Origin of the sequence: Komagataeibacter sp. FNDCR2 (assembly GCF_021295395.1) — a bacterium.
Taxonomy (GTDB): domain Bacteria; phylum Pseudomonadota; class Alphaproteobacteria; order Acetobacterales; family Acetobacteraceae; genus Komagataeibacter.
Genome location: NZ_JAIWOU010000001.1, coordinates 2,778,420 through 2,795,653 on the forward strand (window position 1 = coordinate 2,778,420; position 17,234 = coordinate 2,795,653).

Sequence of the window (17,234 nt, forward strand, 5' to 3'; positions counted from 1 at the left end):
CCGGTCACGAACGGTTAAGCAGGGTGGCAAGGGCCGCGAACGGGCTGTCGGCCCGGCGGGACGGACGCGCCCCACCCTTCAGCGCCGGTCTCCCTCCCGCCTTACGTTTTTCGGGGTGTTGGGGTTTTCCCTTTCCATCGGATGCGATTTCGCGCTGGAACCGCACCATGACCGGGGCAGGGGGACCATAATGCTCGGCTGGCATGGGACGGGGGTGATAGACGCGCATGTTCAGCCCCTTCATGACCGCGGGCAGGGCTTCGCGCCGCACCCCCAGTCGCGATGCCAGAAGTGGCGGCAGCGGTATGGGCGCGCGCCGGGTCATGCGGGCAAGTTCGAGAATGAATTTTTCCGCAATATCCAGCCGGATCCGCACAGGCCCGGCATCCAGCCAGCCCATGCGGTCCAGCAGGGGCGCGGGCAGGGCGTCGGGGGGCAGGGTGACGCGGCTCATGGCGGGCAGCGGGGGGCACGGCATGTTCAGGCTGATGGCGATCAGCCAGCCGCGCAACTGCATGGGCCGTTCCTTCAGGATCGCGGGCATGAACAGGCTGTAATGCCCGACCCGTATGCCCAGCCGCCGCAACCGGCGGATCATGTCCGGCCCATAATGTTCGCCCCGGTGCAGGACGGCGATTCCGGCCCCTTCGCGCAGGCGGTGGACGATACCGCGCAGGTCGGGCGTGCTGGCCACGGCGGCCTGCACGGCAAAAAGCGGGGCCAGGTGTTCATGCACGATCCGGCCCAGCCATGCCTGAAGCCGGTTGCGGATGCGTTCGCGCTGCGCATTGTCCAGCAGGGGGTTGTCGAGAACCTGCGGGCGGGGGGCCAGCATGTCGGCGCCAGGTTGCAGGCGCGCGATCGGCATGTCCTGCCACAGGATGTGCAGGCCATCGGCGGAAAAGGCGAACTGCCGGTCCTCGTCCTGCACGAGCAGGGCGACACGGCGCGGGATCTCGCTACGGACCGCACGGCGTGCGGCGCGCATGAGCAGGCGGCCGTCATCGGCATCGGTATGGTCGCCCGCAATCAGGTCAAGACCGGCGATACGCCCGACTTCATGGCCTTCCACCACCACGTTGCCCTGTGCCGTCACGGCGGAAAGCAGGGCGTCATGCCCCCCTTCATCCAGCCGGCGGATGAGGCTGGTGGCGCGACGGTCCACAAAGCGGGCGGTCAGTTGTTCATGCAGAATGTCGGACAGCCGGTCCTCGGCTTCGCGGGTGCGGGCCTGCCAGTGTTCGGCATTGGCGATCCAGCCGGTGCGCGAGGCGATGTAACTGCATACCCGGATGCCAGCCAGCCGCTGCATGAGGGAGTCTATGGTGCCCTCCGTATGGAAGAAACTGGCAAGCTGCTTGTCCATCCATGCGGCGGGAATGCGCCCGTCGTGAATGATATGGGTGAAAATCCGCCCGCACAGGCGGACGTGGCTGTCATCGCCCAGTTTGCGGAAATCGGGGATCTGGCAACTTTCCCATAACAGCCGTGTCGCGGCGCGGGAGTGCACGAGGGGGCGGATTTCGGTATTTCCCGTCAGGGCGGCAAGGGCCAGCATGTCACTGGCCTCATGCCCGGCGGTCAGTTCCGGGCGGGGGCAGGAGTGGTTGAGGCTGCGTAGCAGGGCTTCGGGCGATGAGAAATCCAGCGTGCTGTTGCGCCATGACAGGCGTGTCAGCGGGTCGAAGCGGTGCTGCTCCACCGCTTCGGCCAGTTCTTCACGCAGCGCGGGGCAGGTGCCGGTGGTGCCGAATGTGCCATCGCGCAGGCCCCGCCCGGCCCGTCCGGCCACCTGCGCGATTTCACCGGCGTTAAGGGGGCGAATGCGCGTGCCGTCGAATTTGGACAGGCTGGCGAAGGCGACGTGGTTGACATCCATGTTCAGCCCCATACCGATCGCATCGGTCGCGACGAGGTAATCGACCTCCTTTTCCTGATACAGCGCCACCTGCGCATTGCGCGTGCGCGGTGAAAGCTGGCCCATGACAATGGCGCATCCCCCCCGCCTGCGGCGGAGCAGTTCGGCTATGGCGTACACCTCGCTGGCGGAAAACGCGACAATGGCCGAACGCGGGGGCAGGCGCGTGAGCTTGCATGCCCCCGCATGGGTAAGCTGGGACAGGCGGGGGCGATGTTCGATCTCGATACCCGGCACCAGTTGGCGGATCAGGTTGCGGATGGTGTCGGCGCCCAGAAACATGGTCTCCGCCGTGCCGCGCGCATGCAGCAGCCGGTCGGTGAAGATATGGCCCCGGTCGGGATCGGCGCAGAGCTGGATTTCATCCACCGCCACGAATTCCACCCGCCGGTCCAGCGGCATGGCTTCCACCGTGCATGAAAACCAGCGTGCCCTGGGCGGCACGATCTTTTCTTCCCCCGTTATCAGGGCGACGGCGTGCGCCCCCTTGCGCGCGACCATGCGGTCGTAATTTTCCCGCGCCAGCAGCCTGAGCGGGAAGCCGATGATCCCGCTGGAATGGGCAAGCAGGCGTTCGATGGCCAGATGGGTCTTTCCGGTATTGGTCGGGCCGAGCACGGCCCGGACCTTCATATCGGGATGGGGGCCGGAACCCTGCCCGGCCACAGTGCGATAGGGGCCACCAGGGCCCGAGGGTACACCCGTCATGTCAGCATGCTCCGGCCAAGCGGCGGCAAATGCAAGCAAAACCACATGCGGCTTGCGTTGCACGGTGGCCGGACGCACGCTGGCATGAATAAAACGCGGCAGGGAGGGCGTTTAATGAACATGTTGGAAAATCCGGACTGTCTGGTCCTGGCGGAAGATGTCGCCGGTCAGGATGTGGGGGTGGTGCATGCCATCCGTCCCGCGGCACTTGATGGTCTGGGCGGTCTTGTGGGGGCGGCGGCGGCCCGCTTTGCCGGCCAGGCCGGATTTGTCGCCCGGTACGGTCAGGTACAGCTTCTTCCCGGCGCGGATGGCAATGTCACCACCGCCCTGCTGGGGGTGGGTGAGGAAAAGGACGGCGCCGATCCGTTCGTGTTCGGTGCGCTGCCCGATTCGTTACCCCCCGGCCTGTGGCGCGTCGGCGCGCCGGCGGATATCGCGGCGACGGACATCGCCCTTGGTTTCTGTCTGGGTGCGTACCGCATGCCTGCTTTCGGGCGGGATATGCCCCCGGCGGCGGCCGGCGCGCGGCTGGTGGTGGATACGACCGGACGGGCGGCGGCCGAGATGGCGCAGTGCATGAATCTGGCGCGCTCGCTGATCAATACGCCCCCCAACCTCATGGGGCCGGATGATCTGGCCATCGCGGCGGCGGCGGCGCTCGGGCCACTGGACGTGCAGGTTCTGGTCATTCGCGGGGCACGGCTGGAAAAGGATTTTCCAACCCTGTGCCATGTCGGCGGCGGATCCGAACGGGCCCCCTGCGTGGTGGAGGCCCGCTGGCACGGCAGTACCGCCACCGATGATGCCCCGCTGATCTCCCTCGCGGGCAAGGGGGTGTGTTTCGATACCGGCGGTTATGACCTCAAATCGGCTTCCTCCATGTTGCGGATGAAAAAGGACATGGGGGGGGCGGCCATCATGCTCGCCCTTGCGCGGCTGATCGTGCTGCGCGACCTGCCGGTGCGGCTGGAACTGCGGCTTGGCTGTGTGGAAAACAGCGTGTCCGGCCGGGCAATGCGCCCGTCCGATGTGGTGACGACCCGATCCGGGCTGACGGTCGAGATCGGGAATACCGATGCCGAGGGGCGGCTGGTGCTGTGCGACCTGCTGCATGCCGCCTGCGAACACCAGCCCGACCTGCTGGTCGATGCCGCGACGCTGACCGGCGCCGCCCGTGTGGCGCTGGGGCCGGACGTGCCCGCCCTGTTCGCCAATGACGATGCCGTGGCGGCGGCCTTTGTGGCGGCTGGCCATGCCTGCGGCGACCCGCTGTGGCGGCTGCCGCTGTGGCCGGGATACCGCAAATGGCTGAGCAGCCCGGTGGCGGACCTGAACAATATTTCATCCAAACCCACGGCTGGGGCGATCACGGCGGCGCTTTTTCTAGAAAATTTTGTCAGAACTGATGTGCGCTGGATTCATATCGATACGTACGGGTGGAACGATGTGTCACGTCCCGGCCGGCCAGAGGGCGGAGAAAGCCTTGGTTTAAGAGCAGCTTACGAAGGAATATTAAATATATTTAACATCGGGGACAGAATGCATCGATAAAGAAACAATCCCGCAAGCGAACTAATTCTCGCGCTGCGACTTATATATGCTGTAAGTGCCAATTATATAGGCAGTGCAGAAAGTGCTTCTCCAGCCCCGGTCCGATTCTGCATCTGCGCCGGTTAGCGGGACTGATATTCGACAAAGGATTTCCACCGATGGCCAAGTCATCACAGGCTCATACGGATCAGATGATCAATTCCCTGCGCGATACCATTGTGGCGATGGTCCGCCGTGACGGTCCCGATCTGTCGGCCCGCCAGCTGGCTGTGTTCCTGACCTGCTACCTGAGTGACGACGCACATACCGTACGTGGTCTCGCCGCCGAGCTGAACGTGTCCAAGCCCGCGATCACCCGCGCGCTGGACCGGCTGAAGGATCTGGATCTGGCCCGCCGCACGCCGGACCCGATGGACCGCCGCTCCGTGCTGATCAAGCGCACGCTCAAGGGCAATGCCTACCTGCGTGACCTTTCCGCCATCGTGAGCGAGACGGCGACACAGGAAAAGGCCGCCACCCCGGCCCGCAAGCCCGTCCGTCCCCGCCGCGCCGAGGGGCTGCGCCGGGTAGGCTGAACACGCCCATGGCTGTTTTCGTGCATTTCAGGCACTGAAGGATTTGATCCATGCGTATATCACGACGTCTGGTTGCCGCCGCCATTGCACTGGCGCCCCTGGCCGGTATGCCCGCGCTGGCCATGGCGGCCGACTCCTCGCTCGGAACGCCGTCGGGACAGGTGACGATGAAGTTCAAGTCGCTTGATGTCGGCGTTGGTCATACATGGGGCACGGGCAAGCTTGTGTTCAAGCATCACACCTACCGCTTCAAGATCGAGGGCGGGTCGCTGGCGGCCGTGGGCTTTGCCAATGTGGATGCCCGTGGCACCGTCTATAACCTGACCAAGGTCCAGGATTTCGAAGGCAGTTATGCCGCCGTGAACGGGGATGTCACGGCTGGCACCGGCGTGGGGGCCATACTGCTGAACAACCCGGCAGGCGTGCGGATCCAGCTTGACACAACCAGCACGGGCGGCCGTCTGGCCGCGGCGGCGCAGGGCATGAAGATTACGCTGCGCAAATAACCTTTCCAGCGGTCCCGACAGGTCCGGATCAGGGGGAGGATGGCCGCAGGGCTGTCCTCCCCCTTTTCGTCACCATGTCAGTTCCGGTGTGCGGCGTACCCGCCGCCACACGGTCACGGCCCAGCCAAGCTGGACAATGCCGACCAGGCCAAGGGCGGTGGATGGGGCGATCCGGTTCGTGGCCACGGCCCCGGCCACAAGGCTCCCGTAAGCGGTCGCCCCCCATGCCATAAGGGTAATGCGCGGCGCCTTCATGCCGCTGCGATGGGCCATCTGGTACAGATGCTCGCGGTGCGCGCGCATGAGCGGACGGCCCGCATGGATGCGCCGCAGCAGGGTCGCCGACACATCCGTCAGCATGCCTGACAGGATCAGCGGCATCAGCATCCCGCCATGGGACAGATGCGGCAGGCCCGCCATGCGCAGTCCCAGCGCGCCAAGCACCAGCCCGCAGCACTGGCTTCCCACATCCCCCATGAAAAGTCGCGCACGCGGAAAGTTCAGGGGCAGGAAGCCGGCCATGGCCGCAGCCAGAACCAGCGCCGTGCCCCATATGTCCACGCCGCCATGGGCGGCAAGGCACAGCCCCGCCGTGGCCAGGCAGGCCAGCAGCGTGCAGCCACCGGCCAGCCCATCCAGTCCATCCACGAAATTGAGAACATTGCACAGGCAGACCAGCCACAGAATCCTTAACGGCAGTTCGGCCCATGCCGCAGGCAGGGGCAGGGCCGCGATGCCGCCCCCCGCCACCACGCTGGCCGCGGCGACCTGTGCCGCAAGCTTCCATGCCGGGGGCATGGGGTGCATGTCGTCATGCCATGAAAAAAGGCCAAGCCAGACCGTGGCGAGCAGCAATGTGATGTCCGCCCTGTCCGCCACATGGTGGAAGATCATTTCCGTCACTGGCATACCGACAAGGAACACGGCCACAATCGCCAGCCCCCCACCCTTGGGCACGGGGGCGGCGTGGGCGCTGCGCCCGGTAGGATAATCCATGACGTGCAGACCGATCACCCGACGTGACAGGACCGTCGCCGTCAGGCCGCCCGCCATGAGCACAAGGCCAAACAGGGCCACGGCGGCATGGGTGGAATGCATGCTGGTCATGAAAGCCGGGATTGGAGCATGATCTCTCCTTCTTGCCCTACGTCCGCTCGGCTATAGGTGGCGCAGAATGGTTAGGCAATCCTCCCGCCGTCGCCCGGCCCTGGCCGAATGCGCGCGCATGATACGGACCCTGGCGGTAAATTGCGCCCTTGATACGCTTATGGGCACGATCGCCGCCTTCGTGGCGCAGGGCGTGAGCGGTTTCGTGGCGCGGGGGTGGCCGGCATGGGCGCTGCCGGTCGTGGGCATGGGGGCCATCGCGGTGGCGGGCTGGCCGTTCCGTGTTTTCCAGCAGCACTGGCGCTTTGCCGGGCGGTCCGACTTCTGGCGGCTGGGCGGGGCCTGCGTGCTGGCGGGCCTGCTGGCGACCGGCCTGCTGGCCGGGCTGGGCGCGGGAGCGGGCGCGCCCGCTTTCGGCATGGCTTACACCATGGCGGCGTTCATGCTCATGGCGGGCGCGCGGGCGGGGTATCAGGGCTGGCGCCATTACCGTGGCGGACGGGCCATGCGGTCCGGCGCGCGGATCATCCTGCTGGGGGATGGGGAGGGGGCGAGCCGTTTTCTCAGGCTGATGCCCGACCGGGCGGGCCGGGTCGTGGGCATGGTGGTCGAAGGGCCGCAGCGCCGGCCGGGGCGGCAGTTGTGCGGTGTGCCGGTGTTGGGGCAGGTGGGGGATCTGGCGCGCATCCTGTCCCGCATGGAGCCCGCCGGGGATATGCTGCTGGTTGTGGTCGATCCGGACTTTCGCGGCGCGCGGCTGGCGGCCGTGCTGCACGCGGCGCAGGACACCGGCACGCAGGTCCGCTGCATGGCCGACCTGTCGGGCCTGGCCGGGGGTGTGTCCGCCCCCCTGCCGCCTGTCAGCCTGACCGACCTGCTCAATCGCCCCGCCGTGACACAGGATGGGCACGGCATTGCGGAAATGCTGCGCGGCAGGCGCGTGCTGATTACCGGGGCCGGTGGATCCATTGGCGGTGAACTGGCCCGGCAGATCGCCGCCCACGCCCCGGCGGAAATGGTGCTGCTGGACATCGGGGAATTCCCGCTGTGGCAGGTGGATCTTCATCTGGGGGAACAGGGGAGTGACGTAGCGCGGCATCTCGTGCTGGCCGATATACGCGACGCCGGGCGGATCGACCGGGTTTTTGCCCGTTTCCGGCCCGAACTGGTCTTTCATGCCGCGGCGCTGAAGCATGTGCCGATGGTTGAGGACAATCCCTGCGAAGGGCTGCTGACCAACGTGACCGGCACCCGCATCGTGGCCGATGCCGCGGCGCGCCATGGTGCGCGGGCGATGGTGCTGATCTCGACGGACAAGGCGGTCAATCCGGCCAGTGTCATGGGGGCGTCCAAGCGCGTGGCGGAAATGTACTGCCAGGCGCTGGATATGCGGGCCCGTGGCGGGACAGAGGGCGCGGGCATGCGGTGCATGAGCGTGCGGTTCGGCAATGTGATGGGATCGACCGGATCGGTCATTCCGCTGTTCCGCCACCAGCTTGAGCGCGGTGGCCCGCTTACGGTGACCGATTCGCGCATGCAGCGTTATTTCATGACCGTATCCGAAGCGGTGGGGCTGGTCCTGCAGGCCAGCGCCTGTGGCACCGGGGCCGAGGCGGGCAGGCTTGCCCCCCTGTTGCGGGGCGGCGGGATATTCGTGCTGGATATGGGCACGCCGGTGCGTATCCTTGATCTGGCGCGCCAGATGATCGTCCTGGCCGGGTTGCGGCCCGGCACGGATGTGGAGATCCGCTTTACCGGCCTGCGCCCCGGTGAAAAGCTGGAGGAAGACCTGTTTTACCGGCAGGAAGTGCTGCAGCCCACCGGCTGTCCCGGCCTGCGGATGGCAACACCGCGTACGGTGGACCTTGCGCAGGTGGCCAATATCATGGATGCACTTGATGTGGCATGCCGTAATGGTGATGGCGCGCAGGCGCTGGAACTGGTGCGCGGGCTTGTGCCCGAGTTCGTACACAACCCCCATGGCAGGGTCACTCCGGTCCCGGCTGGACCGCTCGATGTGGAAAGGAATGCATCATGAACGCTCCGCTGGAAGCCCCCGTGGGCTTTCTGAACCTGCCCCAGCAGCAGAGCCTGATCGGCCCCCGGATCAAACAGCGTGTCGATGCGGTCATGAAGCACTGCCGCTTTGTCATGGGCCCGGAAGTCATGGAGCTTGAAGGCCGGCTGGCCAGCTATAGCGGGGCGGCGGAATGCGTGGGTGTCTCGTCGGGCACGGATGCGATCCAGATCGTGCTGATGGCCGAGGGAATCGGGGCGGGCGACGCCGTATTCCTGCCTGCCTTCACCTATACCGCCACGGCCGAGGTGCCGCTGGTGCTGGGGGCCACCCCGGTTTTCGTGGATGTGGATCCCGCCACGTTCCAGATCGACCCCGCCAGCCTGCGCCGCCGCATTGCCGATGTAAGGAAGGCGGGCCGCCTGCGCCCGCGCGCGGTGATCGGGGTGGATCTGTTCGGCCAGCCCGCGCCGTGGCCGGAACTGCGTGCCATCGCGCAGGAGGAGGACCTGTTCCTCATGGCCGACTGCGCGCAGGCGTTCGGGGCCAGCCTGTCCGGGCGCAGGCTGGGGCGGGAGGCGGTGGCCACCACGCTGTCGTTCTTTCCCTCCAAGCCGCTGGGTGCGTATGGCGATGCCGGCGGTATCCTGACCGATGACCCGGCGCGGGCCGAACTGTACCGCTCGCTGCGCACGCATGGGGAAGGCAAGACCCGTTATGAGGTGCTGCGCACCGGCATGAACGCGCGGCTGGATACGATCCAGGCCGCCATCCTGCTGGCCAAGCTGGATATTTTCGACATGGAGCTTGATCGCAGGCGGGCCATAGCCGCCGCTTATGACGGGGGTGTGGCGGGCCATGTCACGCCGCCCGCCCGCGTGCCGGACAGTCAGGCGTCATGGGCGATCTATTCCGTCCTGACCAGGGGGGCGACGGAGCGCGCGGCCATCCAGCAGTCCATGCAGGCGCGCGGCGTCGCCTCCGCCATCTATTACCCGCGCCCCCTGCACCATCAGCCCGCTTATGCGGCGGCGCATGATGGCGTGGCCCTGCCCGTGGCGGAGGAGCTGTCCCAGCGTATTCTGGCGCTGCCGCTCCACCCGGAACTGACGGATCATGACGTTGGCCGGGTTATCGCGGCCGTGTGTGCCCAAGGAGATCAAACCTAAATGAAACGCGAGACAGCCCTGCTGATCGGGTTCCTGTTCATCACGGTCGGTACGGCAACGGGGTTGTGGTACATGGCCATGCCCAATTTCCGGCCGCTGAGCTTTCCCACCATGGAATCGGGCACCATCGCCGTCGGGCCCATGCGCAAGGAACGCAGCCTGACCGCAGCCCAGATCCATACGCTCAATGACTGGTTGCAGGCCCATACCGCCGGATGGGGCCCGCTGGGCCAGACACCGCCTTCAAGCGGGGACGCGGTCATGGAAATGCAGGTGCGCGCGGACGGGGCGCAGCATGACGCCGCCCCGGCGGAGCCCTACCGCATCACGCTATGGACCGGGATCAGCGCGGCGGACTGGAACAATACCGTGTTCGTGGAATCGAAGCCCGGCGCGGTCATCCGTTTCCACCATTTCAAGAACAAGGATTTCAGCGCGCTGCGTGATCTGGTCAATCAGTACGATTATCCCCGGTCCGCCTTTCCATGAGCCTGGTGGCGGAAGGCACGGCGGGGCTGATCTTTGATTGCGACGGCACGCTCGTCGACAGCCTGCCCCTGTACCGCGAGGGCTGGATCACCGCCCTTGAGGACGCGATCCGCCAGAGCGTGCCGCTGGAATGGTTCCACGGCCATGGCGGCATCTCGGAGCAGATGGTGCTGGATATCGTCGAACAGCGTCTGGGCCGCAGCGTGGAGCGTGACCTCATCATCGCCCGTGCGCGTGAAATGATGCTCCAGCAGCTTCATGTGCTGGAGGAAATTACGGTGGTGACGGATATAGCCCGGCGCTATCACGGTCTGCTGCCCATGGCCGTGGCCTCCAACGGGTCGCGGCAGATCGTGTCCGCCTGCCTGCGGCACCTGGGGCTTGAGCGGCTGTTTGACACCATCATCACCATAGATGACGTGGACAATCCCAAGCCCGCGCCCGATATGTTCCTGCTGGCGGCGGGCAGGCTGGATGTCGCGCCCGCATCCTGTCTCGTGTTCGAGGACAGTCGCGAGGGCATGCTGGCCGCGACCCGCGCGGGCATGCCGCATGTCGATGTCAACACGCTGCTGCCCTGAAGCCGCCGCGCGCTTCAGCCGGTGCCGAGCGAGCGGTAAAGCGCGACCACCCGCCTGCTGACAAGGATGGACAGCGCGGGAATGACCGAGAACAGGGCGAATACCCAGAAGGCGGCCTGTTGCGCCCCGGTGGTTCCCCCCGGCTGCGCAAGCCCCGCGGCGTTGGCGATCGTTCCCGCCACGGCGGACGCTACGGCCGTGGTGTAAAGCTGTATGGTCGTGAGCGAGGCGGAGGCCAGCCCCTGTTCGGCAGGCGGCGTCAGGCGCAGGATCCCGCCCAGCAGATGCGGCCATGCCATGCCGACCCCCGTGCCTACGGCGGCGAACGCCACCCCGATGGGGATGATGTCCGCCAGCGACCCGCTGGCGGGGCATGGCATCCACCATGTCAGGAACACGATCGCCCCGAACCCCAGAACCGGCGCCGTCGCCAGTGCGCGACGCGCCTGATGCGGCGTGGCCCCGCCGCTTGTAAAGGAACCTGCCGACCACCCGGCGGCCATGAGGGCCGACAGGTAACCGGCCACCACCGGGCGCTGGTGGTGCAGGACCTGAAGGAAAAGGGGCGCGAAAATTTCAATGACTTCCACACTCAGGGCCAGACCACCCAGCAGGCAGTAGAACGGCAGCAGGGGGGAGCGCAGGCCCAGCGCGCCCTTTGGTAGCAGCCGGGTGTCGCGGTTATGCTCGCAATGGGCAAACCACGCGAACAGGCCCAGCGAAATGGCCAGCCCCGCCAGATTCTGCTGGAAATGAAGGGCCGCGCTGGTCACGGACAGGACAAGCACCGACATCACCAGCAGCATGAGCTGCCGCCACGCCATCGCGGATGTGGGCATGCCGGCTTCGGCGCGGGCAGGGGGCAGCACCCGCACCGCGAAAATGGCGAAAACCAGCGATCCCGCGCACAGGATCCAGAACGCCAGCCGCCATGCCCCGATCTCGGCGAACAGGCCGCCCATGGCCGGGCCGATCAGGGTGGCGATTCCCCACATGGAGGAAAGCATGCCCATGGCGCGGGTCCATAACGGCTCGGCAAAGACCAGCCGGATCACGGCATAGGCCAGTGAAACCAGCATGCCCGCCCCCAGCCCCTGAAAGCTCCGGCCCCACAGCATGACCCCCATGGACGGGGCAAGCGCGCATAGCAGCGCGCCCAGCGCGAAAACGCCCGCCGCCATGGCGTAGGCCCGCCGTGGCCCCAGCGTGCCAAGGGCATGAATGGACAGGGACGAACCGATAATGGAGGCGACGATGAAAAGCGTCTCGTTCCACGCATAGTACCGGATGCCGCCAATATCCTTCACGGCGGAGGGCAGTATGGCCAGGATCATGTAGAGATTGATCGCGTGCAGCGCGACACCGACCGCCAGAACGCAGGATTTCGCGCCATTGGCGCCGGAGAACAGGAGCCGCCACGTGGGAGTGGATGCGTTGCCCATGTCTGTTGTACCGTCCATCGAAATGACCTTGGGTGCCGCGGCGGGAAGTCGGTCGCGGGGCTTGCCCGGGCATGCCGATACTGTTGATAAAACCCCAAGCATGGTTGAGGTCAATGGCCCAGAGTACGAAATCTTCCGCCCTGCCGCGGGAACTGGCCGTGGGGGATGTCGCCCGGCGTTCGGGTGTTCCCGTTTCGACATTGCATTATTACGAATCAAGGGGCCTGATCACGGCACAGCGTAACGGTGGCAACCAGCGGCGCTACCCCCGCGCGGTGCTGCGGCGTGTCGCCGTGATCCGCATTGCCCAGCGCGCGGGCCTGTCGCTGGCTGAAATCAGGCAGGCCCTCGAATCCCTGCCCGATGGCCGCCAGCCCAACCGGCGCGACTGGCGGCGCATGTCATCGGCCTGGCGGCTGTCGCTTCAGGACCGGATCGAAAACCTCGTCAAACTGCGCGACCAGCTTGAGTCGTGCATGGGCTGTGGCTGCGTGTGCTTTCAGGACTGCCCGCTGCACGCGCCCGATGGGGCGCCGCCCCGTCCCGTGCCGCCCGGCGGGTGAACGGGCGCGGGCGGTCAGACGCGCTCGTCATCCTTCAGCCCGGGGATGGCGCGGTCGGCCGTGGCCAGCAGGGCCGCCGTCAGGGGGGAGGCCAGAATAAGGCCCGGAACGCCAAGGATGGTGCCAAAAATCGTCTGGGACAGGATGGTCAGCCCCGGCGGCATCTGCACCGCATGGCGCTGGATCAGGGGGGCCATGACGTTGCCCTCGAAAAACTGGATGGCGGTATAGAGGCCCATCACCATGAATCCCTCCCGCGTGCCCTGCGAAAGGGCGATCAGCACGGCGGGCACGGCCCCCACGAACGCGCCGATATAGGGAATGAAATTCGCCAGTCCCGCCACGACCCCAAGGGCGAGCGCCAGCGGCACGCCGATGCACCACAGCCCGATGAAGGACAGCAGCCCCACCACGGTCATGTCCAGCGCCTGGCCCGCGGTCCATGCCCACAGGGTGCGCCCCGCCGTCAGCAGCAGGTCGCGCGCGTTCCTGCGGTATTCATGCGGGACAAGCCGCAGCATGCCGTTGACATACAGTTCCGGCGATATGGCGAAATAGAGCCCCGCGATCAGGATCACCGCCAGCGTGCCCGCCGCGCCGAAGGCGGAGGAGACGAACCCCGTCATCGACCCCGCCAGCGAGCCGAACCCGCCCCCGCCCGAGGATGGCTGGTTCCCCCCCAGCGAGGCGGGCAGGTTATCAAGGATCATGCGCCCGGTGGAGGAATGGCCCATGCTGTCGCGCAGGCTGTGGGCCTGCGTGCTCAGCGCGGTGCGCAGTTTCACGGCCTGTTCCGATATCTCGGGGCCGCTGCTCCAGATCAGGCCGGTCAGCGCCGCGATCAGCACGCTCACCACGGCGGTCAGGGCCAGCCAGTAGGGCAGGCGGGCGCGGCGTTCCACGATCCCGGCCAGGTTGTGCAGGATGACGGCCACCAGCGTGGAGGCGAAGATGACCATCAGGACATCGCCCACCACCCAGATCAGCATGACCACCACGGTAATGATCAGGGTCAGCCGCAGCAGCGCGTAAATGCGCGCCAACTGGGCGGCGCGGGGGTCAGTCGTCGGGTTTGCAGTCTGTTCATGTGCGGTGCGGGAGGGAGAGGAAGCCGATGGGGGAATGGCTGTCATCGAGATGTCCGTCTGGTATGCGGGGAACGGGCTGGGCGGAACGTGGGCACCGCAGGGGAAGACCCCCATAACGTATCGGAAAGCGAATAGGCTGGATCGGACCGGATTTCCATAAGATGAAACCGGTTTTATGGCATTGTGCGGAACCGGACCGATACGGCATTGATTATCCTGAGCCGTAAGCCATTCTCACCCATCGGGAAAGAGCGCAGATGTGACCAGGCCGAACATTTCCCCTACAATCAGCACTTCATCAGTACGTATTGGAGCCGCCGAACTTGCACTGGCGGTAAGCACATTCGGTATCGGCACGGGCGAGTTCGCGATGATGGGCGTCCTGCCCGGCCTGGCCCGTTCGCTTGGGGTGAGCGTGCCGGCGGCGGGCCATGTCATCAGCGCCTATGCGCTGGGGGTGGTGGTGGGCGCGCCGCTTATCGCCACCATCGGGGCGCGCATGTCCCGGCGCGGGCTGCTGCTGGTGTTGCAGGCGCTGTTCGTGGTGGGCAACGCGGCGTCCGTCCTGTCCCCGGGGTACTGGTCGCTGCTGTGCATGCGGTTTGTGGCGGGGCTGCCGCACGGGGCGTTTTATGGCGTGGCGGCGCTGGTCATGGCGGCCATGGCCGACCCGGCGCGCCGGGGCCGCGCGGTGGGGAGCGTGTTCGTGGGGCTGACCGTGGCCCATGTGGTGGGGGTGCCGCTGACCACATGGGGCGGGCAGGTGCTGGGGTGGCGCGCGATGTATGGGGTGATCACGTGCATGGGCGTGCTGGCCCTTGCCCTGATCGCGCGCAATGTGCCCGAGGTGGCGGCGGAACGCGCCAGTTCGCCGCTGCACGAACTGGGTGTGCTCAGGCGCCCGCAGGTCTGGTTCACGCTGGCCACCGGGGCCATCGGCTTTGGCGGCATGTTCTGTGTCGGCACCTACATGACCGAGGTGCTGCTTGCGGTGACCCATGTGCCCGGCTTCGTGGTGCCGCTGGCCCAGTCCCTGTGGGGCGTGGGCATGGTGGCGGGCAACATTGCCGGGAGCAGGCTGGTGGATATCAGCCCCGCGCGGGCGATTGTCGTGACACTGGCGGGCAGTGCGCTCATGTCCTGCCTGTTCGCGCTATGCGCGGGCAACATGGTCGCGATCCTGCTGGTCATCAGCCTCATGGGCGGCATTATCGCGCTGCTGCCCGCGTTGCAGACACGGCTTATGGATGTCACGCCGCAGGCGCAGGTCCTGGCCGCCACCCTCAACCATTCCGCCGTCAACATCGCCAACGCCTTCGGCGCGTGGCTGGGCGGGGCGGTGATCGCCGCCGGTTATGGCGCGCAATCCGTGGGCTGGGCGGGCGCGGGCCTGTCCATCGGGGGGCTGGCGGTGTTTGCCGCCGGCCTGCTGGCGCAGCGCATGGAGGGCCGCCGCGTTCCGGCGTGATGGTGATGGCCGGGGCGCGGGTCAGTCGGCGCTGGCGGCTTCGAGTTCCGTTTCGGCTTCCAGCCAGTCTTCCTCCGCCCGGTCATGTTCGCGCGCGATGGCGGCAAGGCGGGTATTGAGTGCTGTGACTTCCTCCGCCTTGCCGCTTTCATACAGTTTCGGGTCGGCCAGCCTTGTCTCCAGCTTCGTGCGTTCCGCCACCAGCCGCGCCATGAGCTGTTCGGCGTCGCGGATGCGCCTGCGCAGGGGGGCCACGGCCTTGCGGGCCTCGGCGCGTTCGCGGCGGTCGTCACGTTTGGGGGCCGCCGCCGGGCGCGAGGCGTCATTGCCCGAGGCCGCGCGCGCGCGTTCACCCAGCCATACGCGGTACTCCGCCATGTCGCCATCGAACGTGCGGACCGTGCCGTCGCCCACCAGCCACAGCCGGTCCGCCACCAGTTCGACCAGATGCGGGTCATGGCTGATCAGCAGGACCGCGCCCTCGAACGCCGCCAGTGCGCGGATCAGTGCATCGCGCGCGTCAAGGTCGAGGTGGTTGGTCGGTTCATCCAGGATCAGCAGGTGCGGGGCGTCGCGCGTGGCCAGCGCCAGCAGCAGGCGGGCCTTTTCCCCGCCCGACAGGTCGCGCGTGACCGTCTCGGCCCGTTCCGCGTCCAGCCCGAAGCGGGCGAGCTGCGCGCGCACCATGGGCGGCGTGGCGTCGGGCAGGGCGCGGGCCATATGGTCAACGGGGGATTCGTCGGGGCGCAGTTCCTCGGCCTGATGCTGGGCGAAATACCCCACCTTCAGCTTCGGGCTGTGCTGGATGGTGCCTGACTGTGGCGCAAGCCTGCCCGCCACCAGCTTGGCGAAGGTGGATTTGCCGTTGCCATTGGCGCCCAGCAGGGCGATCCGGTCTTCCATGTCGATGCGCAGCGACAGGTTGGACAGGATGGTATGCGCGCCATACCCGGCGCTGACCCGCTCCATGGTCAGCATGGGCGGCGGCAGGGCGGAAGGTTCGGGAAAGGAGAACTGGCTGGGCGCGTCTTCCACCACGCTTTCGATCTGGGGCAGTTTTTCCAGCGCCTTCAGCCGGGCCTGCGCCTGCCGGGCCTTCGTGGCCTTGGCGCGGAAACGGTCCACAAAGGACTGCATATGCGCCCGGCGGGCATTGATGCGCTCGGCCATGCGGGCCTGTTGCAGGGCCTGCTCGGTGCGGATACGCACGAATTCCTCATACCCGCCGGGGGTCAGGGTCAGCTTGCCGTGGTCGAGATGGGCAATGGCGTCCACCGCGCGGTCCAGCAGCCCCCGGTCATGACTGACGATCAGCGCGGCCCCGGCAAAGCGCGCCAGCCAGTTTTCCAGCCAGATGGTGGCTTCCAGGTCAAGGTGGTTGGTCGGCTCATCCAGCAGGAGCAGGTCGGGGTTGAGGAACAGCGCGGTGGCCAGCGCCACGCGCATGCGCCACCCGCCCGAAAAGTCGGAGACCGGGCGCGCCTGGGCCGCGGCGTCAAACCCCAGCCCGGACAGGATGGCGGCGGCGCGGGCGGGGGCGCTGTGGGCGTCTATGGCCAGCAGGCGTTCATGAATATCGGCCACGCGCGTGGGGTCGGCGCAGGTTTCGGAGTCGGCCAGCAGCGCCGTGCGCTCGACATCACCCGCCAGCACGGTGTCCAGCAGCGAGCCGTAGCCGGTGGGCGCTTCCTGCCTGATGCGGGCCATGCGCGCGCGCGCCGAAAGGTGGATGCTGCCGCCATCGGGGGCGATATCCCCCGCGATCGCGGCCAGCAAGGTCGATTTGCCCGCCCCGTTGCGGCCCACGAGGCCGATCTTGCGGCCCGGGTCAATGCTCAGGCTGGCCCCGTCAAGCAGGGTGCGGCCTGCGATGCGCAGGGTCAGATCAGATATGACAAGCAGGCTCACGGGCGGGAAACTCCGGCAATATGGGGGACATGGCTGGTTTCGTGCGGGTTGTACCTACCAGTCCGTGGCGATATGCTCTAGATGGCCCTTGTAAGGTGATGTCGGCCCGTGACCAATGCCGGACCGACAGATTTCCGAACC

At 66.8% G+C, this 17,234-nt stretch carries 14 protein-coding genes; 9 read left to right on the forward strand and 5 right to left on the reverse strand.

Annotation, left to right across the window (positions count from 1 at the left end; genetic code table 11):
• Positions 1-4: 4 nt before the first annotated feature.
• The gene (locus LDL28_RS13165) at positions 5-2,626 is read right to left on the reverse strand and encodes a helicase-related protein (protein WP_233058967.1); all 2,622 of its coding nucleotides are present in this window, start codon (positions 2,624-2,626) and stop codon (positions 5-7) included.
• 114 nt (positions 2,627-2,740) lie between these two features.
• On the opposite strand from LDL28_RS13165, the gene LDL28_RS13170 reads away from it, so the two are divergent.
• From LDL28_RS13170 to LDL28_RS13180, 3 genes are all read left to right on the forward strand, one after another.
• Entirely contained in the window at positions 2,741-4,180 is a 1,440-nt protein-coding gene (locus tag LDL28_RS13170) for a M17 family metallopeptidase (protein ID WP_233058968.1), read from the forward strand.
• 158 nt (positions 4,181-4,338) lie between these two features.
• Complete coding sequence (locus tag LDL28_RS13175; RefSeq protein WP_233058969.1) at positions 4,339-4,755, forward strand: MarR family transcriptional regulator; 417 nt, start codon at positions 4,339-4,341, stop codon at positions 4,753-4,755.
• A gap of 50 nt (positions 4,756-4,805) precedes the next feature.
• Positions 4,806-5,261 (forward strand): hypothetical protein, encoded by a 456-nt coding sequence (locus tag LDL28_RS13180; protein ID WP_233058970.1) that lies wholly within the window; start codon positions 4,806-4,808, stop codon positions 5,259-5,261.
• A gap of 69 nt (positions 5,262-5,330) precedes the next feature.
• Here LDL28_RS13180 and LDL28_RS13185 read toward each other — a convergent pair whose 3' ends face one another.
• Positions 5,331-6,368 (reverse strand): glycosyltransferase family 4 protein, encoded by a 1,038-nt coding sequence (locus LDL28_RS13185; protein ID WP_233058971.1) that lies wholly within the window; start codon positions 6,366-6,368, stop codon positions 5,331-5,333.
• 67 nt (positions 6,369-6,435) lie between these two features.
• Between LDL28_RS13185 and LDL28_RS13190 the strand changes: the two genes are divergently transcribed.
• From LDL28_RS13190 to LDL28_RS13205, 4 genes are read left to right on the forward strand one after another with little or no spacing between them, the layout of a single operon-like run.
• Positions 6,436-8,406, forward strand: a complete 1,971-nt coding sequence (locus tag LDL28_RS13190) for a nucleoside-diphosphate sugar epimerase/dehydratase (RefSeq protein WP_233058972.1) — start codon at positions 6,436-6,438, stop codon at positions 8,404-8,406.
• Positions 8,403-9,554: a DegT/DnrJ/EryC1/StrS aminotransferase family protein gene (locus tag LDL28_RS13195; protein ID WP_233058973.1), complete on the forward strand. Its 1,152-nt coding sequence runs from the start codon at positions 8,403-8,405 to the stop codon at positions 9,552-9,554. Before LDL28_RS13190 ends, LDL28_RS13195 begins: the two co-directional genes overlap by 4 nt.
• Positions 9,555-10,043, forward strand: coding sequence for a hypothetical protein (locus LDL28_RS13200; protein ID WP_233058974.1), 489 nt, complete (start codon positions 9,555-9,557; stop codon positions 10,041-10,043).
• Positions 10,040-10,624, forward strand: coding sequence for an HAD family phosphatase (locus tag LDL28_RS13205; RefSeq protein WP_233058975.1), 585 nt, complete (start codon positions 10,040-10,042; stop codon positions 10,622-10,624). Before LDL28_RS13200 ends, LDL28_RS13205 begins: the two co-directional genes overlap by 4 nt.
• 14 nt (positions 10,625-10,638) lie before the next feature.
• Here the strand turns inward: LDL28_RS13205 and LDL28_RS13210 are convergent, their stop codons facing one another.
• On the reverse strand, positions 10,639-12,084 hold the full coding sequence (locus LDL28_RS13210; RefSeq protein ID WP_233058976.1) for an MFS transporter: 1,446 nt from the start codon (positions 12,082-12,084) through the stop codon (positions 10,639-10,641).
• A gap of 95 nt (positions 12,085-12,179) precedes the next feature.
• On the opposite strand from LDL28_RS13210, the gene soxR reads away from it, so the two are divergent.
• Positions 12,180-12,629 (forward strand): redox-sensitive transcriptional activator SoxR, encoded by a 450-nt coding sequence (gene soxR, locus LDL28_RS13215; protein WP_233058977.1) that lies wholly within the window; start codon positions 12,180-12,182, stop codon positions 12,627-12,629.
• Positions 12,630-12,643: 14 nt separating this feature from the next.
• On the opposite strand, the gene LDL28_RS13220 is transcribed toward soxR, so the two are convergent.
• A complete protein-coding gene (locus LDL28_RS13220) occupies positions 12,644-13,762 on the reverse strand; it encodes an AI-2E family transporter (protein WP_233058978.1) in 1,119 nt (372 codons plus the stop codon).
• 214 nt (positions 13,763-13,976) lie between these two features.
• On the opposite strand from LDL28_RS13220, the gene LDL28_RS13225 reads away from it, so the two are divergent.
• A complete protein-coding gene (locus LDL28_RS13225; RefSeq protein ID WP_370636342.1) occupies positions 13,977-15,185 on the forward strand; it encodes an MFS transporter in 1,209 nt (402 codons plus the stop codon).
• Positions 15,186-15,206: 21 nt separating this feature from the next.
• Here LDL28_RS13225 and LDL28_RS13230 read toward each other — a convergent pair whose 3' ends face one another.
• Positions 15,207-17,093, reverse strand: coding sequence for an ATP-binding cassette domain-containing protein (locus tag LDL28_RS13230; protein WP_233058979.1), 1,887 nt, complete (start codon positions 17,091-17,093; stop codon positions 15,207-15,209).
• Between the last annotated feature and the right edge of the window lie 141 nt (positions 17,094-17,234).

Bases quoted from the DNA above. Each gene is read 5' to 3' on its own strand.
- LDL28_RS13165 (WP_233058967.1), bottom strand. From the start codon at position 2,626: ATGACGGGTGTACCCTCGGGCCCTGGTGGCCCCTATCGCACTGTGGCC.
- LDL28_RS13170 (WP_233058968.1), top strand. From the start codon at position 2,741: ATGAACATGTTGGAAAATCCGGACTGTCTGGTCCTGGCGGAAGATGTC.
- LDL28_RS13175 (WP_233058969.1), top strand. From the start codon at position 4,339: ATGGCCAAGTCATCACAGGCTCATACGGATCAGATGATCAATTCCCTG.
- LDL28_RS13180 (WP_233058970.1), top strand. From the start codon at position 4,806: ATGCGTATATCACGACGTCTGGTTGCCGCCGCCATTGCACTGGCGCCC.
- LDL28_RS13185 (WP_233058971.1), bottom strand. From the start codon at position 6,368: ATGACCAGCATGCATTCCACCCATGCCGCCGTGGCCCTGTTTGGCCTT.
- LDL28_RS13190 (WP_233058972.1), top strand. From the start codon at position 6,436: ATGGTTAGGCAATCCTCCCGCCGTCGCCCGGCCCTGGCCGAATGCGCG.
- LDL28_RS13195 (WP_233058973.1), top strand. From the start codon at position 8,403: ATGAACGCTCCGCTGGAAGCCCCCGTGGGCTTTCTGAACCTGCCCCAG.
- LDL28_RS13200 (WP_233058974.1), top strand. From the start codon at position 9,555: ATGAAACGCGAGACAGCCCTGCTGATCGGGTTCCTGTTCATCACGGTC.
- LDL28_RS13205 (WP_233058975.1), top strand. From the start codon at position 10,040: ATGAGCCTGGTGGCGGAAGGCACGGCGGGGCTGATCTTTGATTGCGAC.
- LDL28_RS13210 (WP_233058976.1), bottom strand. From the start codon at position 12,084: ATGGACGGTACAACAGACATGGGCAACGCATCCACTCCCACGTGGCGG.
- soxR (WP_233058977.1), top strand. From the start codon at position 12,180: ATGGCCCAGAGTACGAAATCTTCCGCCCTGCCGCGGGAACTGGCCGTG.
- LDL28_RS13220 (WP_233058978.1), bottom strand. From the start codon at position 13,762: ATGACAGCCATTCCCCCATCGGCTTCCTCTCCCTCCCGCACCGCACAT.